The organism is Pseudomonas palmensis (assembly GCF_049942755.1).
GTDB classification, from domain to species: Bacteria; Pseudomonadota; Gammaproteobacteria; order Pseudomonadales; family Pseudomonadaceae; genus Aquipseudomonas; species Aquipseudomonas palmensis.
In genome coordinates, this window is sequence record NZ_CP187958.1 from 2,180,290 (window position 1) to 2,199,262 (window position 18,973).

Genomic DNA, 18,973 nt, shown 5'->3' on the forward strand with positions numbered 1-18,973 from the left:
TGCCGACAGCCATTTGACCACAAGAAGCCGTGCGTCGTTCTGATCTGCGCCGGCGTCAGTCCACCAGGGTCGCGTCCAGGCTGATCTGGGCCTTGAGCACCTTGGATACCGGACATCCTGCCTTGGCCTTGTTGGCCAGCTCCTCGAATTTCGCCTTGTCGGCACCGGGCACCTTGGCCTTGAGGATCAGGTGCACGGCGGTGATGGCAAAACCATCGGGCTGCTTGTCCAGGGTCACTTCGGCGATGGTGTCGATACGCTCGGCGGTCAGGCCGGCTTCGCCGAGGATCATCGAAAAGGCCATGGAGAAGCAGCCTGCATGGGCAGCGCCGATCAGTTCTTCAGGGTTGGTACCAGGCTGGCCTTCGAACCGGGTGTTGAAGCCATAGGGGTTGGCCTTCAAGGCGCCACTCTCGGTGGAGAGCTGGCCCTTGCCGGTCTTCAGGTCGCCTTGCCAGATTGCCGATGCTGTCTTTTTTATCGAACTCATAAAGCCTCCTGAGTGCCTGAGAGCGCGGGGGATCGCGCCTGGCGTTCAATTCAGAGGGCGTCACCACGGGCAAGTTCAGCCCGATTGCAGGGGCAGGCATTGAATACCTGTGATCTGCCCATACAGAGTCAGAAAGGTCGCGGCATGCTGTCGGCCTAACCATTCAGGAGGCGTACACGCCATGACGCGACTCGCGGACATCAAATACTCCACCCTCGACCTGGTACCGGTACGCCAGGACAGCGGCCCGGCCCAGTCGCTGCGCAACTCACTGGACCTGGCGCAACACGTGGAGAAATTCGGCTACAACCGCTTCTGGGTGGCCGAGCACCACAACATGGACGGCATTGCCAGCTCCGCCACCTCGGTGCTGCTGGGGTACCTGGCCGGTGGTACCTCGACGATCCGCGTGGGTGCAGGCGGGGTGATGCTGCCCAACCACGCGCCGCTGGTGATTGCCGAGCAGTTCGGCACCCTGGCCAGCCTGTACCCGGGCCGTATCGACCTGGGCCTGGGGCGTGCGCCGGGCTCCGACCAGATGACCGCCCGCGCCCTGCGCCGCGAGCGCTCGGGCAGCGCCGACGACTTCCCGGACGATGTAGAGGAACTGGTGCGCTACCTGGGCCCGCGCACGCCCGACCAGAAAGTGATTGCCGTGCCGGGGTATGGCACCGAGGTGCCGATCTGGCTGCTGGGCTCGAGCCTGTTCAGTGCACAGCTGGCGGGGATGCGCGGCTTGCCGTATGCGTTTGCCTCGCACTTTGCGCCGCGCATGATGCATGAAGCGATCCGCGTGTACCGCAACCACTTCAAGCCCTCGACGGTGCTCGACAAGCCCTACGTGATGTTGGGTGTACCGCTGGTGGCGGCCGATACCGACGAGCAGGCCGAGTACCTGGCCACCTCGGTGTATCAGCGAATTCTGGCGTTGATGCGTGGGCAGAGCCTGGTGCAGCGCCCGCCCGTCGACAGCATGGACGGCCTGTGGCAGCCCCATGAGCGGGAGGCAGTGGGAAGTTTCCTGGGCCTGGCGATGGTGGGCGGGCCAGAGAAGATCCGCGCCAAACTGGACGTGCTGCTGGAGCAGACCGGTGCTGATGAGCTGATCTTTACCTGCGACCTGTACGAGCATGCGGACCGGATCCGGTCCTACGAGATTCTGTCGCAGATCATCAAGGGCAACTGAGGGCCCTTTCGCCAGCAAGGCTGGCTCCTACGTAGGAGCCAGCCTTGCTGGCGAAAGACTCACCGATCAGCCGCGCTTGTACACGATGTCCTTGGTACCGCCTTCACACGAGCCCACCACTTTGCCATCGGTCGCAGCGCCCTTGTCGACGATTTCCAGCGAATAGTGCGGTACGCCATTGGCGTCGATCTTCGCGGCAATCTCGCTCTTCAATTCTTCACACGGCTTGCCCGCCGCCAGCGCAGTCCCGGCCAGGGTCATCAAGCCAAACGCCAATACCAGCTTCTTCATCGATCGCATTCCTTGTTCAGATCAAAAAGGGTTCAGGGCCAGCCGGCCGCCATCAGCTGTTGGCGATACGGAAGCCCACCTTGATGGTTACCTGAAAATGCGCCGCCTTGCCATCCTTGATATGGCCCCGGGTCTCGGTCACTTCGAACCACTCCAGGTGCTTGATGCTCTTGGCCGCTTCGGCCAGGGCATTGTTGATCGCGTCCTCGATGCTGCTGGGCGAGGAGCCGACCAGTTCGACCTTCTTGTACGTGTGGTGATCAGACATGACTACTCTCCATCAATGGTGTGCATTGAGCCTAGCAGCGCCAGGCAGGTTTACCTGTGTGGGTAAAAACCTGGCAAAAGTTCGATTGCTCTGCACTTTCGCGGCACTGCGCAGTCCCATTCTTCACATGCCACTCAAACCCTGAAGGAGAGCCACCATGGCCAATAGCTCGCTACGTAAAGCCTCGTTGCAAAGCATGGAAGCGGAAATCGAAAGTCTCCTCAAATCCCTGGAAAACCTCAAAGACGATGCTTCGGACGAGTCGCGCAAGACCCTGAAGAGCCTCAAGGGCAATGCCGAGAATGCCCTGCGTCACTCGCGCAGCCTGCTCACCGATGCCTATGAAGAGGTCAAGACCAAGACCCGCGAAACCGGCATCGCCACCCGTGACTATGCCCAGCAACACCCCTGGACCACCGCCGGCGTGGCCGTGGGCGCACTGGGCCTGCTGGCCGCCTACCTGCTGTGCAAGCGCGGCGACTAAAGCGCCTGCCGCCCCAGTTCGGCGCGCAACCAGTGCGCCAGCTGCTCGGCGCGCCCGTCCGCGGCGCGCCGGGGCACCCACAGGGCCAATGACGCCCGCGTAGGACCAAAGCCCCACGGTGCCGCCAGCCTGCCGGCACGCAGGTCATCGGCCACCAGCGGCTGCGGGGCGATCGCCACCCCCAGGCCGGCCACAGCTGCCTCCAGCAAGTAATACAGATGCTCGAACCCTTGCCCGTAGCGCATTGCCTGCGGGTCGATGTGCTGTTGGCGGGCCCAGTCGGGCCAGGCCTGGGGCCGCGAGGTGGTGTGTAGCAGGGTTTCCCCCAGCAAGGCGCTGGCTGGCGCCTGACGCAGGCGGTCGAACCCTGGAAAGTGCGGGCTGAGCACCGGCCCGATGCATTCCTGTGCCAGCACGTGCACCTGCATGTCGGCCGGCCACGGCGGCTCGGCGAATACCAGCAGCGCATCCAGCCCCGGCCGGCGCGGGTCCAGGTCGCCTTCGCCCGCCGACAGGTGCAGACGCAGTTCCGGCAGGTCGGCCTGCAGGCGCCCAAGGCGCGGAATGAACCAGCGCGCCAGCAGGCTGCCTGAACAACCCAGCACGAACGGTGCGTCGGCGCGGTCCTGGCCCAGCTCGGCGCACACGCTGCGCAGGCGCTCGAAGGCGTCGCTGCTGGCGTCGCGCAGGCGCACACCGGCATCTGTGAGTTTAATGCCGCGCCCTTCCTTGACGAACAGGCTCACGCCCAGGTGCTCTTCAAGCACCTTCAACTGCCGGCTCACCGCACCGTGGGTCACGTGCAGTTGCTCGGCAGCCTGGCTGACGCTGTTGAGCCGGGCGGTGGCTTCAAAGGCCCGAAGGGCATTGAGCGGGGGCAGTTCTCTGGCCATTGACGTGTGAGTTTTCCTGACAGGTTGTGGCGATCTTATCGGTTTTCAGCGGCGCGTGTCGTGGGTAGAGTAGGCCCATTGCGACCTCATACCCACGCCCTGGAGCGACCCATGACCCAGACCAACTTCCGCAGCGGCCCCGATGCCAACGGCCTGTTTGGCGCATTCGGTGGCCGCTACGTGGCCGAAACCCTGATGCCGCTGGTGCTCGACCTGGCCCGCGAATACGAAGCGGCCAAGGCCGACCCCGAGTTCAACGAGCAACTGGCGTACTTCCAGCGCGACTACATCGGCCGTCCTAACCCGCTGTACTTCGCCGAGCGCCTCACCGAACACTGCGGCGGGGCGAAGATCTTCTTCAAGCGCGAAGAGCTCAACCACACCGGCGCGCACAAGGTGAACAACTGCATCGGCCAGGTGCTGCTGGCCAAGCGCATGGGCAAGAAGCGCCTGATCGCCGAAACCGGCGCCGGCATGCACGGTGTGGCCACCGCCACCGTGGCCGCACGTTTCGGCCTGCCCTGCGTGATCTACATGGGCGCCACCGACATCGAGCGCCAGCAGGCCAACGTGTTCCGCATGAAGCTGCTGGGCGCCGAGATCGTGCCGGTCACCGCCGGCACCGGCACCCTCAAGGACGCCATGAACGAAGCGCTGCGCGACTGGGTGACCAACGTCGACGACACCTTCTACCTGATCGGCACCGTGGCCGGCCCGCACCCGTACCCGGCGATGGTGCGCGACTTCCAGTCGATCATCGGCAAGGAAACCCGCGAGCAGCTGCAGGCCAAGGAAGGGCGCCTGCCCGACAGCCTGATCGCCTGTGTGGGTGGTGGCTCCAACGCCATGGGCCTGTTCCATGACTTCCTCGATGACGCCAGTGTGCAGATCATCGGCGTCGAGGCCGGCGGCCACGGGGTCGACACCGACAAGCACGCAGCGAGCCTCAACGGCGGCGTGCCCGGCGTGCTGCACGGCAACCGCACCTACCTGCTGCAGGACGCCGATGGCCAGATCACCGACGCCCACTCGATTTCCGCCGGCCTGGACTACCCCGGCATCGGCCCGGAGCACGCCTACCTGCACGAAGTGAAGCGCGTCGAGTACGTGAGCATCACCGACGACGAGGCGCTGGATGCGTTCCACGCCACCTGCCGCCTGGAAGGCATCATCCCGGCGCTGGAAACCTCCCACGCGCTGGCCGAAGCCATCAAGCGTGCGCCCACCCTGCCCAGGGACCACCTGATGGTGGTGTGCCTTTCGGGGCGTGGCGACAAGGACATGCAAACCGTAATGAGCCATATGGCCGCGCAGGAGAAGCAGGCATGAGCCGTCTTGAACAACGTTTTGCCGACCTCAAGCGCGAGGGCCGCGCTGCCCTGGTGACCTTCGTGACCGCCGGTGACCCGGGCTACGACGCTTCGCTGGCGATCCTCAAGGGCCTGCCGGCTGCGGGTGCCGACGTGATCGAGCTGGGCATGCCGTTCACCGACCCGATGGCCGACGGCGTGGCCATCCAGCTGGCCACCCTGCGTGCGCTGGAGGCCGGGCAGAGCCTGGCCAAAACCCTGCAGATGGTGCGCGAGTTCCGCACCGGCAATGCCACCACGCCGATCGTGCTGATGGGCTACTACAACCCGATCCACCGCTTCGGCGTGGAGAAGTTCGTGGCCGAGGCCAGGGATGCGGGCGTGGACGGCCTGATCATCGTCGACCTGCCGCCGGAGCACGACGCCGAGCTGGCCACCCCGGCCCAGGCCGCGGGCATCGACTTCATCCGCCTGACCACCCCGACCACCGATGACGCGCGCCTGCCACGCGTGCTGGAGCGCAGTTCGGGCTTTGTGTACTACGTGTCGGTAGCCGGCGTGACCGGCGCAGGCTCGGCGACCAGCGATCAGGTAAGCGGCGCCATCGAGCGCCTGCGCCGCCACACCGACCTGCCGATCAGCGTAGGCTTCGGCATTCGCACGCCTGAACAGGCGGCAGCCATTGCGCGGCTGGCCGATGGTGTGGTCGTGGGTTCGGCGCTGGTGGACAAGGTGGCCAACGCCAGCACGGGCGAGCAGGCGGTAAGCGATGTGCTGGCGCTGTGTTCGGCGCTGGCCGAAGGTGTGCGCGGCGCGCGCAAAGGCTGATACCGCGTCGCCTCATTCGCCGGCAAGGCCGGTTCCTACAGACACCGCAGTCCTGTAGGAGCCGGCCTTGCCGGCGAAAGCCTCACCGCCGCTTCAAGCCCCTTCGAACATCGAAAGATCCAGCGGCCGCACGGCCCCCATCCAGATCGCATGGTCCCGATGATCGGCCAACTCATCGCCGGTCAGCGGATGCAGAAACACCACCAGCCCCTTGCGGTACAACGCCAGCCACGGCAGCACCACGCCCACCATCTCCGGCCCGAATGCCAGCTGGCAGCTCCAGTCCGGGTGCGGCCCCACCGGTTTCTGATGCATGCGCCCCATGCTCACGCCAAACAGCGTGGCGGCTTCCTCGCACAGCGCCCGCGCCTGCTCCATCGTACCGGCGTCGTAATACACATGGGCGTGATACCCCTTTATCCGTTGCACGCTGCCTCCTGAATTCGACCGAACCCCCAGGTGCTCCCGCAGGTCCAAAGGCCATCAGGATACCCCCGGAGCGCTATCGTGAAAAACGCCGAAACACCTGTCTTCAAACTGATCCTGCTCGGCGGCCAGTGCACCCTGGGTGATGCGCTGGTAAGCGAACTGCTGCAGCGCCAGCACGAGGTGACCCTGATCCTCGACGACCTCAACCAGCCCCAGGCGCGCCCCGGCCTGCACGTCAAGAACGGCGGCCTGGCCAGCGCAGACCAGGCCGAACAGAGCATCGCCGGCGGCTCGGCCGTGGTGTGCCTGCTCGACGGCCTGGCGCCCGGCGACTTCTCGCGCCAGGGGCTGATGACCCAGGCCCTGCTCGCGGGCATGGCCCGCACGCCCCTGCGTCGCATCGTGCTGGTGGGCCAGTTTGGCGGCGGCGCGGCACCGCTGGCGGAGTTGTTGCAGGCCGGTGGCCTGCGCTGGACGTTGGTCAACACGCCACTGAGCGAGCACCCGGACAGCCTGGCAGGCATCGCTGCGGGCATTGCCGACCTGCTGGACCTGAACCTGCATGTTGGCGAACAGGTGAATTTCATCGAGGCCCCCTGACTTGCACCGGGCCGCCATAGCCTGCACCCTGAGCCTTCACCGCACTGCATAGAGAGCTTCATGGCCTGGCTAGAGCGCCACCGTCTGTTTCCCTTTCTCGCCTGGTTGCCTCGGCAAACCCGTGCCAGCGTGCGGCGCGACCTGCTGGTGGGGCTCAGCGGGGCGATCCTGGCCCTGCCGCAGTCGATCGCCTATGCGCTGATCGCCGGCCTGCCCGCCGAGTACGGGCTGTACGCGGCCATCGTGCCGGTGCTGATTGCGTGCCTGTGGGGCTCGTCGTGGCACCTGATCTGCGGGCCCACCGCTGCCATCTCCATCGTGCTATACGCCAGCATCAGCCCCGTGGCGGTGCCCGGCAGCGACGACTACATCCGCCTGATCCTGCTGCTGACCTTCCTGGCCGGGGTGTTCCAGTGGCTGCTGGGCATGCTGCGCTTCGGCGCGCTGGTGAATTTCGTCTCGCACTCGGTGGTGCTCGGCTTCACCCTCGGCGCTGCAGTGGTGATCGCCCTGGGCCAGGTGCCGAACCTGCTGGGGCTCGACCTCGCCAGCCAGGCCACCGCCCTCAGAACCCTGCAAGGCCTGCTGCAGCATGCCGGCGACATCGACTGGCCATCGCTGCTGCTGGGGCTAGGCACCTTGCTGCTGGGGCTGTCGATCAAGCTCGCACGGCCGCGCTGGCCGGCGCTGTTGATCAGCCTTGCCGGCGCCAGTCTGCTGGTGTGGCTGTGGCCGGCACTGTTCGGCCATGTGGCGCTGGTGCCGGCGTTCTTTGGCCGGCTGCCACCGCTGAGCCCGCTGCCGCTGCTGGACCTGGAGCTGATCCTGCGCCTGCTGCCCAGTGCCGTGGCGGTGGGCATGCTGGGGCTGGTCACCAGCCTGTCGATTGCGCGCTCGCTGTCGATCCGCTCCGAACAGCTGATCGACGCCAACCAGGAGATCCGCGCCCAGGGCCTGTCCAGCCTGGGCGGTGCGTGGTTCTCCGGCTACCTGTCGTCGGGCTCGTTCACCCGTTCCGGGCTCAGCTATGAGGCCGGGGCGCAGTCACCGCTGGCGGGGGTGTTCTCGGCCCTGTGGGTGGCGCTGTTCGCCGTGGCGGGCGCCAGCCTGATCGCGCACATCCCGATCCCGGCGATGGCCGGCAGCATCCTGCTGATCTGCTGGGGGCTGGTGGATTACCGTGCGATTCGGGCGCTGTACCGGGTCAGCCGGCCGGAGTTTCTGGTGATGCTGCTGACCTGCGTCGCCACCTTGCTGCTGGAACTGCAGACGGCGATTTATGCCGGGGTGCTGGCGTCGCTGTTCTTCTACCTCAAGCGCACTTCGCAGCCACGGGTACAGCAGTCGCGCGAAGGCGAGGCGGATGTGCTGCGGGTGTTCGGCTCGATCTTCTTCGGCGCCAGCCATTATCTGCAGGTGCGCCTGCAGCGGTGCCAGGCACCGGTGGTGGTGATCGATGCGCGGCAGATCAACTTCATCGATTACTCGGGGGTGGAGATGCTGCACCAGGAGGCGCGGCGGCTGCGCCGGCAGGGGCGTCAGCTGGTGCTGCGGCGGGCGAGGGGGCAGGTGGTGGAGGAGTTGCAGAAGCTGGAAGGGGCGGCTGATTGCCCGGTCCAGTTCGAGGATTGAGTTGCGCCCTTCGCCGGCAAGGCCGGCGCCTACAGGGGCCGGCCTTGCCGGCGAAGGCAGCGCCGCGTTCTAGCCCCGCGCCAGCTGCCGGCGCAGCTCATCGAGCACCGGCCCGGTGTCCGGGCGCACCCCGCGCCAGATGAAGAACGCCTCCGCCGCCTGCTCAGCCAGCATTCCCAGCCCGTCCAGCACCTTGGCCGCACCGTGCTCGGTGGCCCAGCGACAGAACGGCGTGGGCTCCTTGGCATACATCATGTCGTAGCACACGGTCACGCCCGGTTCGATCAGGCTCGCGGCAATCGGCGGCATCTCGCCGGCCAGGCTCGCCGAGGTGGCATTGATGATCAGGTCCACCGGCTCTTCCAGCCAGCTGAAGCCGCTGGCGGCCACCGGCCCCAGGTCGTCGAACTCGCGGGCCAGCTGCTCGGCCTTTTCTACCGTACGGTTGGCAATCACCAGCGACGCAGGCTCATGCGCCAGCAACGGCTCGAGCACCCCGCGCACCGCGCCACCGGCCCCCAGCAGCAGGATGCGCTTGCCCTTGAGCTCGACCCCGGCATTCACCGTGAGGTCGCGCACCAGGCCGGCACCGTCGGTGTTGTCGCCCTGCAGGCTGCCGTCGGGCAGCCGGGTCAGCGTGTTCACCGCCCCGGCTCGCCAGGCGCGTGCGGTCAGGCCGTCACCCACCAGGCGGTAGGCTTCCTCCTTGAAGGGCACGGTGACGTTGGCGCCGCTGCCCTGCTTGAAGAAGCCCAGCGCGCACATGCTGAAGTCGTCCAGCGGCGCCAGCAGGGTGTTGTACTCCAGCTGCTGGCCGGTCTGGTCGGCGAACAGCCGGTGAATCAGCGGCGACTTGCTGTGGCCGATCGGGTTGCCGAATACAACGTACTGGTCCATGACGCGTTTCCTGAGTCCGCCCGGCGAATCGGGCACGTTATCCACAATGGGTTCAGTGACCGGCCTTGTCCAGACCCAGCCAGTCGCGGTCCTGCAGGAAGTACTCGGTCAGGCGTGCTTCTTCGCTGCCCGGCGCAGCCTTCCAGTCATAGCCCCAGCGCACCTGCGGCGGCAGCGACATCAGGATCGACTCGGTACGGCCGCCCGATTGCAGGCCGAACAGGGTGCCACGGTCGTACACCAGGTTGAATTCCACGTAGCGCCCGCGGCGGAACTCCTGGAATTCACGCTGCTGGGCGGTGTACGGCTGCGCCTTGCGCCGTTGCACGATGGGCAGGTAGGCCTCGACGTAGGCATCGCCGATGGCGCGGATGAAGGCGAAGCAGGTGTCGAAGTCCCACTCGTTCAGGTCGTCGAAGAACAAGCCGCCGATGCCCCGCGGCTCGCCCCGGTGCTTGAGGTGGAAGTAGCGGTCGCACCAGGCCTTGTAGCGCGGGTACACATCGGCGCCGAACGGTGCGCAGGCCTGCTCGGCCACGCGGTGCCAGTGGATGCAGTCTTCTTCGTGGGCGTAGTAAGGCGTGAGGTCGAAGCCGCCGCCGAACCACCATACCGCCGCTTCACCTTCCTTCTCGGCAATGAAGAAGCGCACGTTGGCGTGGGAGGTCGGTACATGGGGGTTGTGCGGATGGATCACCAGCGACACCCCCAGCGCCTCGAAACCACGGCCAGCAAGTTCGGGGCGGTGCGCGCTGGCAGACGGCGGCAGGCCGCTGCCGAACACGTGCGAGAAGTTGACCCCGCCTTTTTCGATGACATTGCCTTCGCCGATCACCCGCGTGCGCCCACCGCCACCGGCTTCGCGTACCCAGGCGTCCTCGACGAAGCGGGCGCCGCCGTCTTCGCTTTCCAGGGCGGCGCAAATCCGGTCTTGCAGGTCGAGCAGGTAGGCCTTCACGGCCTCGGTGCGGGTAGTCATCAGGTCACCTTGGAAACGGGCTAGGGCCGGGCCAGGCGGGGGCCGGCGCTGAATTCGGCGCGTAGCATACCACCGGCGGCAGGCCACCCGCAGTTGACGGCGATCAAGCAAAGGCGTCCGATAGGGGTTTTCCCGGATCCAGCAGGAGAGTGCAGATGGCCAAGCGTATCCAGTTCAGCCAGCATGGCGGCCCCGAGGTATTGACCCTGGTCGACTTCGAACCCGCCGCGCCCGGCCCGCAACAGGTCCGCGTGCGCAACCACGCCATTGGTCTGAACTTCATCGACACCTATTTCCGCAGCGGGCTGTACGCGCCGCCGGCACTGCCCTCGGGCCTGGGCACCGAAGCTGCCGGCGTGGTCGAGGCGGTGGGCGAGGGCGTGACGCGGATCAAGGTGGGCGATCGGGTGGCCTACGCTGGCGGTCCGCTGGGTGCCTACAGCGAGGTGCACACGCTGCCTGAAGCCAACCTGGTGAAGCTGCCCGAGAGCATCAGCTTCGAGCAGGCCGCCGCGGTGATGCTCAAGGGCCTGACCGTGCAGTACCTGCTGCGCCAGACCTACGCGCTGCAGGCCGGCCAGACGGTGCTGTTCCATGCCGCCGCCGGTGGGGTGGGTTCGCTGGCCTGCCAGTGGGCCAAGGCCCTGGGCGTGAAGCTGATCGGTACCGTGAGCTCGCCGGAGAAGGCGGCGCGGGCCAAGGCCCTGGGTGCATGGGAAACCATCGACTACAGCCGTGAAGACGTGGCGCAGCGCGTGCTGGAGCTGACCGGCGGCAAGAAGTGCCCGGTGGTGTACGACGGCGTGGGCCAGGACACCTGGCTGACCTCGCTGGACTGCCTGGCGCCGCGCGGGCTGATGGTGAGCTTCGGCAATGCGTCGGGCGCGGTGAGCGGAGTCAATCTGGGGATCCTGGCGCAGAAGGGCTCGCTGTATGTGACCCGGCCGACGCTGGCCAGCTATGCCAACAATGCCGAGAACACCCAGGCGATGGCCGACGAGCTGTTCGAAATGATCGCCAGCGGCAAGCTGGCTGTGGATATCCAGCAGCGCTATCCGCTGGCCGAGGCGGCCAAGGCTCAGGCAGAGCTGTCGGCGCGGCGGACGGTGGGGTCTACGGTGTTGTTGCCTTGATTCAGCAGTGACGCCATCGCGGGTCAAGCCCGCTCCCACAAGGTTATCCACAACGCCTGTGGGAGCGGGCTTGACCCGCGAAAAAGGCCCGAAGGGCCTTCAACCCGCTCTGACGACCTGCCCCGTGGCCAGGTCGCGAATCACGCTCGGGTTGCGCCGCCCGCCCAGGCTGCCGCCCAGGATCACATCCAGCTGCCCGTGGAAGTACTGTTCCACGCGCAGGCGCGAGCGCGCTGCCGGCCGGCCCTGCGGGTTGGCCGAGGTCGACACCAGCGGGCCCACCAGCGAACACAGGTCGCGCACCACCGGGTGGTCGCTGACCCGCAGCGCCACGGTGTCATGCACGCCGGTGATCCATTCCGGCAACATGCCCTGGTGCGGCACCAGCCAGGTATTGGGCCCCGGCCAGGTGCTGGCCATGCGGTCCAGCCACAGCTCGGGGAAGTCCTCGAACAAGAAGTCGAACTGGCGGATGTTGTCCGCAATCAGGATCAGCCCCTTGTTCACCGAGCGGGACTTGAGCGCCAGCAGGCGGTCCACCGCCTCCTCGTTCCACGGGTCACAGCCCAGGCCCCAGACCGCCTCGGTCGGATAGGCCAGTACCGCACCCGCCCGAATTTCCCGCGCGGCTTGTTGCACACGCCAACTGTTCACCATCGTTGTCACTCCGCGTTCAAAGGCTGGTACGCAGTGTACTTAGCCCGGCCGGGCAAACCAACGCCCCGCGTCACTGCACACACGCCCGTCCAGCTCCAGTTCGGTGAGCGTGGCCAGCACCTGGGGCAGGGCCTGACCGCTGGCCAGCGCCAACGCCTCGGTGGTGTGCGGCGCCGCCAGCAGCAATCCCAGCAGCGGGTGCACCACCGGCTCGGGGGCGGCCGACGGAAGGTTCTGCCAGCCACGCAAACTTTCCAGAATCTGCTCTATGCTCTCCACCAGCATCGCGCCATCACGTATCAATTGATGGCAACCCCTGGCCCCCGGATGGTAGATGGAGCCAGGAATCGCGTACACCTCGCGCCCCTGTTCGGCCGCCAGGCGCGCGGTGATCAGCGAACCGCTGGCCAGGCTGGCCTCCACCACCAGCACGCCGAGCGACAGCCCGCTGATGATGCGATTGCGCCGCGGGAAGTTGGCCGCCACCGGTCCGGCATCCAGCGGGAACTCCGAGACCACTGCGCTACCGCGCTCGGCCATGGCCTGCGCGAGGGCATGATGTCGCTGTGGATAAAGTTTTTGCAGGCCGGTGCCGAGCACGCCGATAGTGCGTCCGCCAGCATCCATTGCAGCCTGGTGAGCGGCACCGTCGACCCCCAGCGCCAGGCCGCTGGTAATCACGAAACCGGCCTGGGCCAGTTGCCTGGAAAACGCGGCCGCGGTGTCCAGGGCCGGGCGTGAAGCGCGCCGGCTGCCGACGATGGCCAGCTGCGGCTGCTCCAGAATCATCGGGTCGCCGGCAATGAACAGAAGGGGCGGGGCATCGCAAAGCTCGGCCAGCAAGCCAGGGTAGGTGGGGGCGTCCCACATCAGCAAATGCTGCCCGGGCCGCTCTAGCCAGGCCATTGCAGCCGCTGCGCCGGCGTAAGCCTCGGCACTGTGGCGGGCCGTTATGCTGGCCGGGCTGCGGCCCAGCGCCCGCCATTGTGTGGCGGGCGCATCAAGCGCGGCGGCCGCGCTGCCAAAGGCTTCCAGCAGCAAGCCAAAGCCCTTTGGCCCGATATCGGGAAGGCGGTGCAGGCGCAGACGTGCCTCGAGTTCAACCGGCGAGCACGCCGCAACAGGCGGGAGGGGCATCGGATCATCCTTGATCGAAGGCGGGTCAGCCACGCGTGAAAACCTGTGGATAACTCTGTTGATAATAGTTTGACAACTCGCCGCCCGGTGCGGGCCGCCAGTCGCCTTCAAAACCCTAGCCGACCTTGAGAAGGGTGCCGAACGCGCCGAATACCTTTATTATGTGCATTCATGTTTGCAACCCATCGCACAGTGCAGCTCATACGCTTATGGCCATCTTGAACATCCTCGAATTCCCGGACCCGCGCCTGCGCACCATCGCCAAACCGGTGACGGAAGTGGACGACAGCATCCGTCAGTTGATCGATGACATGTTTGAAACCATGTACGAAGCCCCTGGCATCGGCCTGGCCGCCACCCAGATCAACGTGCACAAGCGCGTGGTGGTCATGGACCTGAGCGAAGACCGCAGCGAACCGCGGGTCTTCATCAACCCCGAGCTGGAAATGCTCACCGACGACATGGACCAGTATCAGGAAGGCTGCCTGTCGGTACCCGGCTTCTACGAGAACGTCGACCGCCCGGTGAAGGTCAGGGTCAAGGCCCTGGATCGCGACGGCAAGCCCTTCGAACTGATCGCCGAAGGCCTGCTGGCCGTGTGCATCCAGCACGAATGCGACCACCTCAACGGCAAGCTGTTCGTCGACTACCTGTCGAACCTCAAGCGCGACCGCATCAAGAAGAAACTGGAAAAGCAGCACCGCCAGAACGCTTGATCCCTCATTCCAGAAGGCTTGCTCCGGCAAGCCTTTTTCTTTTTAAGCGAGAACTGCATGCGCATCGTCTTCGCGGGCACCCCCGAGTTTGCCGCCGAACACCTCAAGGCCCTGCTGGCCAGCCCCCATGAAATCGTCGCGGTCTACACCCAGCCAGACCGCCCGGCCGGCCGTGGCCAGAAGCTGATGCCCAGCCCGGTCAAGCAGCTGGCTGTGGATAACGCCATCCCGGTGCTGCAACCGCCGACGCTGCGCAGCCCCGAGGCGCAGGCCGAGCTGGCCGCACTCAAGCCCGACCTGATGGTGGTGGTGGCCTACGGCCTGATCCTGCCCCAGGCGGTGCTGGATATTCCGCGCCTGGGCTGCATCAACAGCCACGCCTCGTTGCTGCCACGCTGGCGCGGCGCCGCGCCGATCCAGCGCGCGGTGCAGGCCGGCGACGCCGAAAGCGGCGTGACGGTCATGCGCATGGAGGCCGGCCTGGACACCGGGCCGATGCTGCTCAAGGTCAGCACCCCGATCAGCGCCAGCGACACCGGCGGCAGCCTGCACGATCGCCTGGCCGAACTGGGCCCGCCCGCGGTGCTGCAGGCCATCGACGGCCTGGGCGCGGGCACCCTGCACGGCGAAGTGCAGGACGACGCGCTGGCCACGTATGCCCACAAGCTGAACAAGGACGAGGCGCGTCTGGACTGGTCGCGCCCCGCCGAGGAACTGGAGCGCCTGATCCGCGCCTTCAACCCGTGGCCGATCTGCCACAGCACCCTGGGCGGCGAAGCCCTCAAGGTGCTCGGTGCGCGCCTGGCCGATGGCAAGGGCACGCCGGGCGAGATCCTGTCTGCCAGCAAGGACGGCCTGATCGTGGCCTGCGGCGAGCAGGCGCTGTGCCTGACCCGCCTGCAACTGCCCGGCGGCAAGGCGCTGAACTTCAGCGACCTGTACAACAGCCGCCGCGAAAAATTCGCCAGCGGCACGGTGCTGGGCCAATGAACCCGCGTCTGGCCGCCGCCCGCGCCCTGGCCGCCGTGCTCAGCGGCAAGGCCTCGCTCAACAGTTCGCTGCCCGCCCAGCTGGACAAGGTCGAGGCCCGCGATCGCGGCCTCACCCAGGACCTGGCCTTCGGTACCGCACGCTGGCAGCCACGCCTGTCGGCACTGGCCGAGCGCCTGCTGCAAAAGCCGTTCAAGGCCGCCGACAAGGATGTCGAGGCGTTGCTGCTGGTGGGCCTCTACCAGCTGCTGTACACCCGCGTGCCGGCCCACGCCGCCATCGGCGAAACGGTCGGGTGCGCCGACAAGCTGAAAAAGCCCTGGGCCAAGGCCCTGCTCAATGCCGTGCTGCGCCGCGCCCAGCGCGAGAGCAGCGAGATGCTTGCCGAACTCGAACGCGACCCGGTGGTGCGCACCGCGCACCCGCGCTGGCTGCAGAAGTCGCTCAAGGCGTTCTGGCCCGAGCAGTGGGAAGCCATCTGCGCCGCCAACAATGCCCACCCGCCGATGATCCTGCGGGTCAACCGCCGCCACCACAGCCGCGATGCCTACCTGGGCCTGCTGCGCGAAGCCGGCATCGATGCCGCGCCGTGCACGTACAGCCGTGACGGTATTCTGCTCGCCGAGGCCTGCGACGTGCGCGGTTTGCCGGGCTTCGAACAGGGCTGGATCAGCGTGCAGGACGAAGCCGCGCAGCTGGCCGCCGACCTGCTCGACCTGGCGCCCGGCCAGCGCGTGCTCGACGCCTGCTGCGCCCCCGGCGGCAAGACCTGCCACCTGCTCGAGGCGCATGCCGGGCTGGAGGCGGTGGTGGCCATCGACCTGGAAGCCAAGCGCCTGACCCGCGTGCGTGAAAACCTCGACCGCCTGGGCCTGGATGCCCAGTTGATCGCCTGCGATGCCCGCGACACCGCCAGCTGGTGGGACGGCAAGACCTTCCAGCGCATCCTGCTGGACGCTCCCTGCTCGGCCACCGGTGTGATCCGTCGCCACCCGGACATCAAGCTGACCCGCCAGGCCGATGACATCGCTGCCCTGGCCAGCCTGCAGGGCGAGCTGCTCGACGCGCTGTGGCCAACCCTCGAAGTGGGCGGCATCCTGCTCTACGCCACCTGCTCGACCCTGCCGACCGAGAACACCGAAGTGATCGAGGCGTTCCTGGCCCGCACGCCGGGCGCGCGCGAGCTGGACCTGGCCACCGAGGCCGGCATCCGCCAGCCCCATGGCCGGCAGTTGCTCGCGCAGGAAGGCGGCCACGATGGCTTCTACTATGCCAAGCTGATCAAGATCGCCGCCGTTCGCGGACACTAACCAGCACAAGGGAGAGCGGATGAAGATCATCATCCTGGGCGCGGGGCAGGTCGGCGGCACGCTGGCCGAGCACCTGGCCAGCGAAGCCAACGACATCACCGTGGTCGACACCGATGGCGACCGCCTGCGCGATCTGGGCGATCGCCTCGACATCCGCACCGTGCAGGGCCGCGCCTCGCTGCCGACGGTGCTGCGCCAGGCCGGTGCGGATGATGCCGACATGCTGGTGGCGGTGACCAACAGCGACGAGACCAACATGGTCGCCTGCCAGGTGGCCTACACCCTGTTCCACACCCCGACCAAGATTGCCCGGGTTCGCGAGTCGGCCTACCTGACCCGCAGCGGCCTGTTCAACAACGAGGCGATCCCGGTCGACGTGCTGATCAGCCCCGAACAGGTGGTCACCCACTACATCAAGCGCCTGATCGAGCACCCCGGCGCCCTGCAGGTGATCGACTTCGCCGAGGGCAAGGTCCAGTTGGTGGCGGTCAAGGCCTACTACGGCGGCCCGCTGGTGGGCCAGCAGCTGCGCCAGATCCGCGAGCACATGCCCAATGTGGACACCCGCGTGGCGGCGATCTTCCGTCGCGACCGGCCGATCAAGCCACAGGGCGACACGGTGATCGAGGCCGACGACGAGGTGTTCTTCATCGCCGCCAAGAACCACATCCGCGCAGTGATGGGCGAGCTGCGCCGCATCGACGAAACCAACAAGCGCGTGGTGATCGCCGGCGGCGGGCAGATCGGCGAACGCCTGGCCGAGGCCATCGAGAGCCGCTACCAGGTCAAGATCATCGAGATGAACGCGGCGCGTTGCCGTTACCTGTCCGACACCCTCGACAGCACGGTGGTGCTGCAGGGCAGCGCCTCGGACCGCGACCTGATGCTGGAAGAGAACATCGCCGACGCCGACATCTTCCTGGCCCTGACCAACGATGACGAAGCCAACATCATGTCCTCGCTGCTGGCCAAGCGCCTGGGCGCGAAGAAGGTGATGACCATCATCAACAACCCGGCCTATGTCGACCTGGTGCAGGGCGGCGAGATCGACATCGCCATCAGCCCGCAGCAGGCCACCATCGGCACCTTGCTGGCCCACGTGCGCCGCGGCGACATCGTCAGCGTGCACTCGCTGCGCCGTGGCGCGGCCGAAGCCATCGAGGCCATTGCCCACGGCGATTCGAAGTCGAGCAAGGTGATCGGCAAGGCCATCGAGGACATCGCGCTGCCGCCGGGCACCACCATCGGTGCGATCATCCGCGACGAGCAGGTGCTGATCGCCCACGACGACACGGTGATCGAGTCCGGCGACCACGTGATCCTGTTCGTTGTGGATAAAAAGTACATCCGCGACGTGGAGAAGCTGTTCCACGTGGGCCTGAGCTTCTTCTAGGGAGAAACCGGAATGCGCGAATCACTGGAAAAGATGCTGGCCAAGGGTGTGGATAACTCGCTGCTGCGCTTCGGCCTGGGCAAGGCCTGGCTGGATGAGGGCAACGGCGCAGAGGCCGCGCTGCACCTGCGCCGCTGCGTGGAGTTCGACCCCAAGTACTCGGCGGCGTGGAAGCTGCTGGGCAAGGCGTATCAGGTGCAGGGCGACGTGGCCGGCGCGCGCCAGGCCTGGACCGAAGGGCTGGCTGCAGCGCAGGCGCATGGGGACAAGCAGGCGGAGAAGGAGATGACGGTGTTTCTCAGGAAGCTCGACAAGGCTGTTTAGGGCTGCTGTGCAGCCCATCGCGGGTCAAGCCCGCTCCCACAGGTACAGAGCAGATCCTGAGATCACTGATATCCCTGTGGGAGCGGGCTTGACCCGCGAAGGGGCGCTCAGTACCAGCGCGTCTCGCCCGGCGGGCGCTTCTTGAAGCGCTTCATGCTCCACATGTACTGGCTTGGATACGCGCGCACATAACGCTCCACCACCTTGCTCATGGCCGCCGCCGAGGTCTCCACGTCGGTGCTGTACATCGCATCCGGCGCCGCTTCCAGGATCACCTTGAAGCCCGAACCGTCCGGCAGGCGCAACGCATGCAGGAACACCCCCACCGCCTTGCCACCGGCCAGCATGTTCGGCACGAACTTGCTGGTCAGTGCCTTGGTGGCAAAGAACGGCACGAACACCCCCGCCGATTCCGCCGGCTCCGGGTCGGCCGGAATGCCCACCTGGCCGCCCTTGCGCACTTCCTTGATGATGCTGAGGATGCCTTCCTTGGTCGACGCCGCCACGCGGTTGCCCAGTTGCACGCGCTGTTCGCGCAGCAGGTCATCCACCGCCTTGAGCTTGGGCGGGCGGTAGAAGATGATCGGCTTGCACTGGCTGCAATAGAAGTGGTTGAGCACTTCCCAGTTGCCCAGGTGGCTGGTGATGCCCACCACGCCCTTGCCCGACGCCAGTGCCTCGTGCAGCACCTCCAGGCCCTCGACCTCGCGCACCAGGTCGATGGAGCGCTGCGCCGGCCAGATCCACGCACAGGCGCTTTCGGTGAACGACTTGCCGATGTCCATCAGCGTGCGGCCCACAAGGCGCTCGCGTTCGGCCGGGTCCATCTCGGGGAAACACTTGGCCAGGTTGATGCGCACCACGTTGCGCGAGCTGTTGGGCACCTTCCACATGATCCAGCCGATGGCCGCGCCAACCCGCTGCACCGCGCCCCAGGGCAACTTGGCAAACAATCGCAACGCCCCGACCATCAAGGCGCCCTTGAACTTATCCACAGGCAGGTTCCTCCTTCTGCAAGCCGCGCAT

At 66.6% G+C, this 18,973-nt stretch carries 22 protein-coding genes; 12 read left to right on the top strand and 10 right to left on the bottom strand.

The genetic code is table 11. The features are described 5' to 3' along the window. Positions 1-55: 55 nt before the first annotated feature. Positions 56-490: an OsmC family protein gene (locus ACPRTJ_RS09945; RefSeq protein ID WP_088514205.1), complete on the bottom strand. Its 435-nt coding sequence runs from the start codon at positions 488-490 to the stop codon at positions 56-58. A 181-nt stretch (positions 491-671) separates the two neighbouring features. Here ACPRTJ_RS09945 and ACPRTJ_RS09950 point away from each other — a divergent pair, with 181 nt between their 5' ends. Beyond that, complete coding sequence (locus ACPRTJ_RS09950; RefSeq protein WP_210014018.1) at positions 672-1,676, top strand: LLM class flavin-dependent oxidoreductase; 1,005 nt, start codon at positions 672-674, stop codon at positions 1,674-1,676. A 66-nt stretch (positions 1,677-1,742) separates the two neighbouring features. Here the strand turns inward: ACPRTJ_RS09950 and ACPRTJ_RS09955 are convergent, their stop codons facing one another. Both ACPRTJ_RS09955 and ACPRTJ_RS09960 read right to left on the bottom strand, forming a co-directional pair. Beyond that, the gene (locus ACPRTJ_RS09955; protein ID WP_043862262.1) at positions 1,743-1,967 is read right to left on the bottom strand and encodes a DUF1161 domain-containing protein; all 225 of its coding nucleotides are present in this window, start codon (positions 1,965-1,967) and stop codon (positions 1,743-1,745) included. A gap of 52 nt (positions 1,968-2,019) precedes the next feature. Further along, positions 2,020-2,235: a dodecin gene (locus tag ACPRTJ_RS09960; protein ID WP_043862261.1), complete on the bottom strand. Its 216-nt coding sequence runs from the start codon at positions 2,233-2,235 to the stop codon at positions 2,020-2,022. 157 nt (positions 2,236-2,392) lie between these two features. On the opposite strand from ACPRTJ_RS09960, the gene ACPRTJ_RS09965 reads away from it, so the two are divergent. Next, complete coding sequence (locus ACPRTJ_RS09965; protein ID WP_043862260.1) at positions 2,393-2,719, top strand: DUF883 family protein; 327 nt, start codon at positions 2,393-2,395, stop codon at positions 2,717-2,719. Here the strand turns inward: ACPRTJ_RS09965 and ACPRTJ_RS09970 are convergent. Then, complete coding sequence (locus tag ACPRTJ_RS09970; protein WP_043862259.1) at positions 2,716-3,612, bottom strand: LysR family transcriptional regulator; 897 nt, start codon at positions 3,610-3,612, stop codon at positions 2,716-2,718. The two genes, ACPRTJ_RS09965 and ACPRTJ_RS09970, sit on opposite strands and share 4 nt — an antisense overlap. A 111-nt stretch (positions 3,613-3,723) precedes the next feature. Between ACPRTJ_RS09970 and trpB the strand changes: the two genes are divergently transcribed. Continuing rightward, positions 3,724-4,941: a tryptophan synthase subunit beta gene (gene trpB / locus ACPRTJ_RS09975; protein WP_043862258.1), complete on the top strand. Its 1,218-nt coding sequence runs from the start codon at positions 3,724-3,726 to the stop codon at positions 4,939-4,941. Beyond that, entirely contained in the window at positions 4,938-5,750 is an 813-nt protein-coding gene (trpA, locus tag ACPRTJ_RS09980; protein ID WP_426428745.1) for a tryptophan synthase subunit alpha, read from the top strand. The genes trpB and trpA overlap by 4 nt, the downstream gene beginning before the upstream one ends. Positions 5,751-5,843: 93 nt before the next feature. On the opposite strand, the gene ACPRTJ_RS09985 is transcribed toward trpA, so the two are convergent. Further along, the gene (locus ACPRTJ_RS09985) at positions 5,844-6,179 is read right to left on the bottom strand and encodes a DOPA 4,5-dioxygenase family protein (RefSeq protein ID WP_043862256.1); all 336 of its coding nucleotides are present in this window, start codon (positions 6,177-6,179) and stop codon (positions 5,844-5,846) included. Positions 6,180-6,257: 78 nt separating this feature from the next. Here ACPRTJ_RS09985 and ACPRTJ_RS09990 point away from each other — a divergent pair, with 78 nt between their 5' ends. After that, the gene (locus tag ACPRTJ_RS09990; RefSeq protein ID WP_058541986.1) at positions 6,258-6,779 is read left to right on the top strand and encodes an NAD(P)H-binding protein; all 522 of its coding nucleotides are present in this window, start codon (positions 6,258-6,260) and stop codon (positions 6,777-6,779) included. Between the two features lie 60 nt (positions 6,780-6,839). Continuing rightward, positions 6,840-8,411, top strand: coding sequence for a SulP family inorganic anion transporter (locus ACPRTJ_RS09995; protein WP_426428747.1), 1,572 nt, complete (start codon positions 6,840-6,842; stop codon positions 8,409-8,411). 69 nt (positions 8,412-8,480) lie between these two features. On the opposite strand, the gene aroE is transcribed toward ACPRTJ_RS09995, so the two are convergent. After that, complete coding sequence (gene aroE, locus ACPRTJ_RS10000) at positions 8,481-9,308, bottom strand: shikimate dehydrogenase (protein WP_043862253.1); 828 nt, start codon at positions 9,306-9,308, stop codon at positions 8,481-8,483. A gap of 52 nt (positions 9,309-9,360) precedes the next feature. Then, positions 9,361-10,287 (bottom strand): oxygen-dependent coproporphyrinogen oxidase, encoded by a 927-nt coding sequence (gene hemF / locus ACPRTJ_RS10005; protein ID WP_426428749.1) that lies wholly within the window; start codon positions 10,285-10,287, stop codon positions 9,361-9,363. A 155-nt stretch (positions 10,288-10,442) separates the two neighbouring features. Between hemF and ACPRTJ_RS10010 the strand changes: the two genes are divergently transcribed. Further along, positions 10,443-11,420, top strand: a complete 978-nt coding sequence (locus tag ACPRTJ_RS10010) for an NADPH:quinone reductase (protein ID WP_054916045.1) — start codon at positions 10,443-10,445, stop codon at positions 11,418-11,420. 99 nt (positions 11,421-11,519) lie between these two features. Here the strand turns inward: ACPRTJ_RS10010 and ACPRTJ_RS10015 are convergent, their stop codons facing one another. Continuing rightward, positions 11,520-12,077: an L-threonylcarbamoyladenylate synthase gene (locus ACPRTJ_RS10015; RefSeq protein WP_043862251.1), complete on the bottom strand. Its 558-nt coding sequence runs from the start codon at positions 12,075-12,077 to the stop codon at positions 11,520-11,522. A gap of 39 nt (positions 12,078-12,116) precedes the next feature. Further along, positions 12,117-13,214, bottom strand: a complete 1,098-nt coding sequence (gene dprA, locus ACPRTJ_RS10020) for a DNA-processing protein DprA (RefSeq protein ID WP_104571748.1) — start codon at positions 13,212-13,214, stop codon at positions 12,117-12,119. A 209-nt stretch (positions 13,215-13,423) separates the two neighbouring features. Here dprA and def point away from each other — a divergent pair, with 209 nt between their 5' ends. Genes def through ACPRTJ_RS10045 form a run of 5 tightly spaced genes read left to right on the top strand, consistent with a single transcriptional unit; the run spans position 13,424 to position 17,947 of the window. Next, complete coding sequence (gene def / locus ACPRTJ_RS10025; protein WP_043862249.1) at positions 13,424-13,930, top strand: peptide deformylase; 507 nt, start codon at positions 13,424-13,426, stop codon at positions 13,928-13,930. Between the two features lie 57 nt (positions 13,931-13,987). Continuing rightward, positions 13,988-14,920, top strand: coding sequence for a methionyl-tRNA formyltransferase (gene fmt, locus ACPRTJ_RS10030; protein ID WP_426428751.1), 933 nt, complete (start codon positions 13,988-13,990; stop codon positions 14,918-14,920). Then, on the top strand, positions 14,917-16,230 hold the full coding sequence (rsmB, locus tag ACPRTJ_RS10035; protein WP_054916048.1) for a 16S rRNA (cytosine(967)-C(5))-methyltransferase RsmB: 1,314 nt from the start codon (positions 14,917-14,919) through the stop codon (positions 16,228-16,230). The genes fmt and rsmB overlap by 4 nt, the downstream gene beginning before the upstream one ends. 19 nt (positions 16,231-16,249) lie before the next feature. Then, the gene (gene trkA / locus ACPRTJ_RS10040; RefSeq protein ID WP_043862246.1) at positions 16,250-17,623 is read left to right on the top strand and encodes a Trk system potassium transporter TrkA; all 1,374 of its coding nucleotides are present in this window, start codon (positions 16,250-16,252) and stop codon (positions 17,621-17,623) included. 12 nt (positions 17,624-17,635) lie between these two features. Then, on the top strand, positions 17,636-17,947 hold the full coding sequence (locus tag ACPRTJ_RS10045; RefSeq protein WP_043862245.1) for a tetratricopeptide repeat protein: 312 nt from the start codon (positions 17,636-17,638) through the stop codon (positions 17,945-17,947). Positions 17,948-18,054: 107 nt separating this feature from the next. Here ACPRTJ_RS10045 and ACPRTJ_RS10050 read toward each other — a convergent pair whose 3' ends face one another. Further along, a complete protein-coding gene (locus ACPRTJ_RS10050) occupies positions 18,055-18,942 on the bottom strand; it encodes a lysophospholipid acyltransferase (RefSeq protein WP_054916050.1) in 888 nt (295 codons plus the stop codon). Between the last annotated feature and the right edge of the window lie 31 nt (positions 18,943-18,973).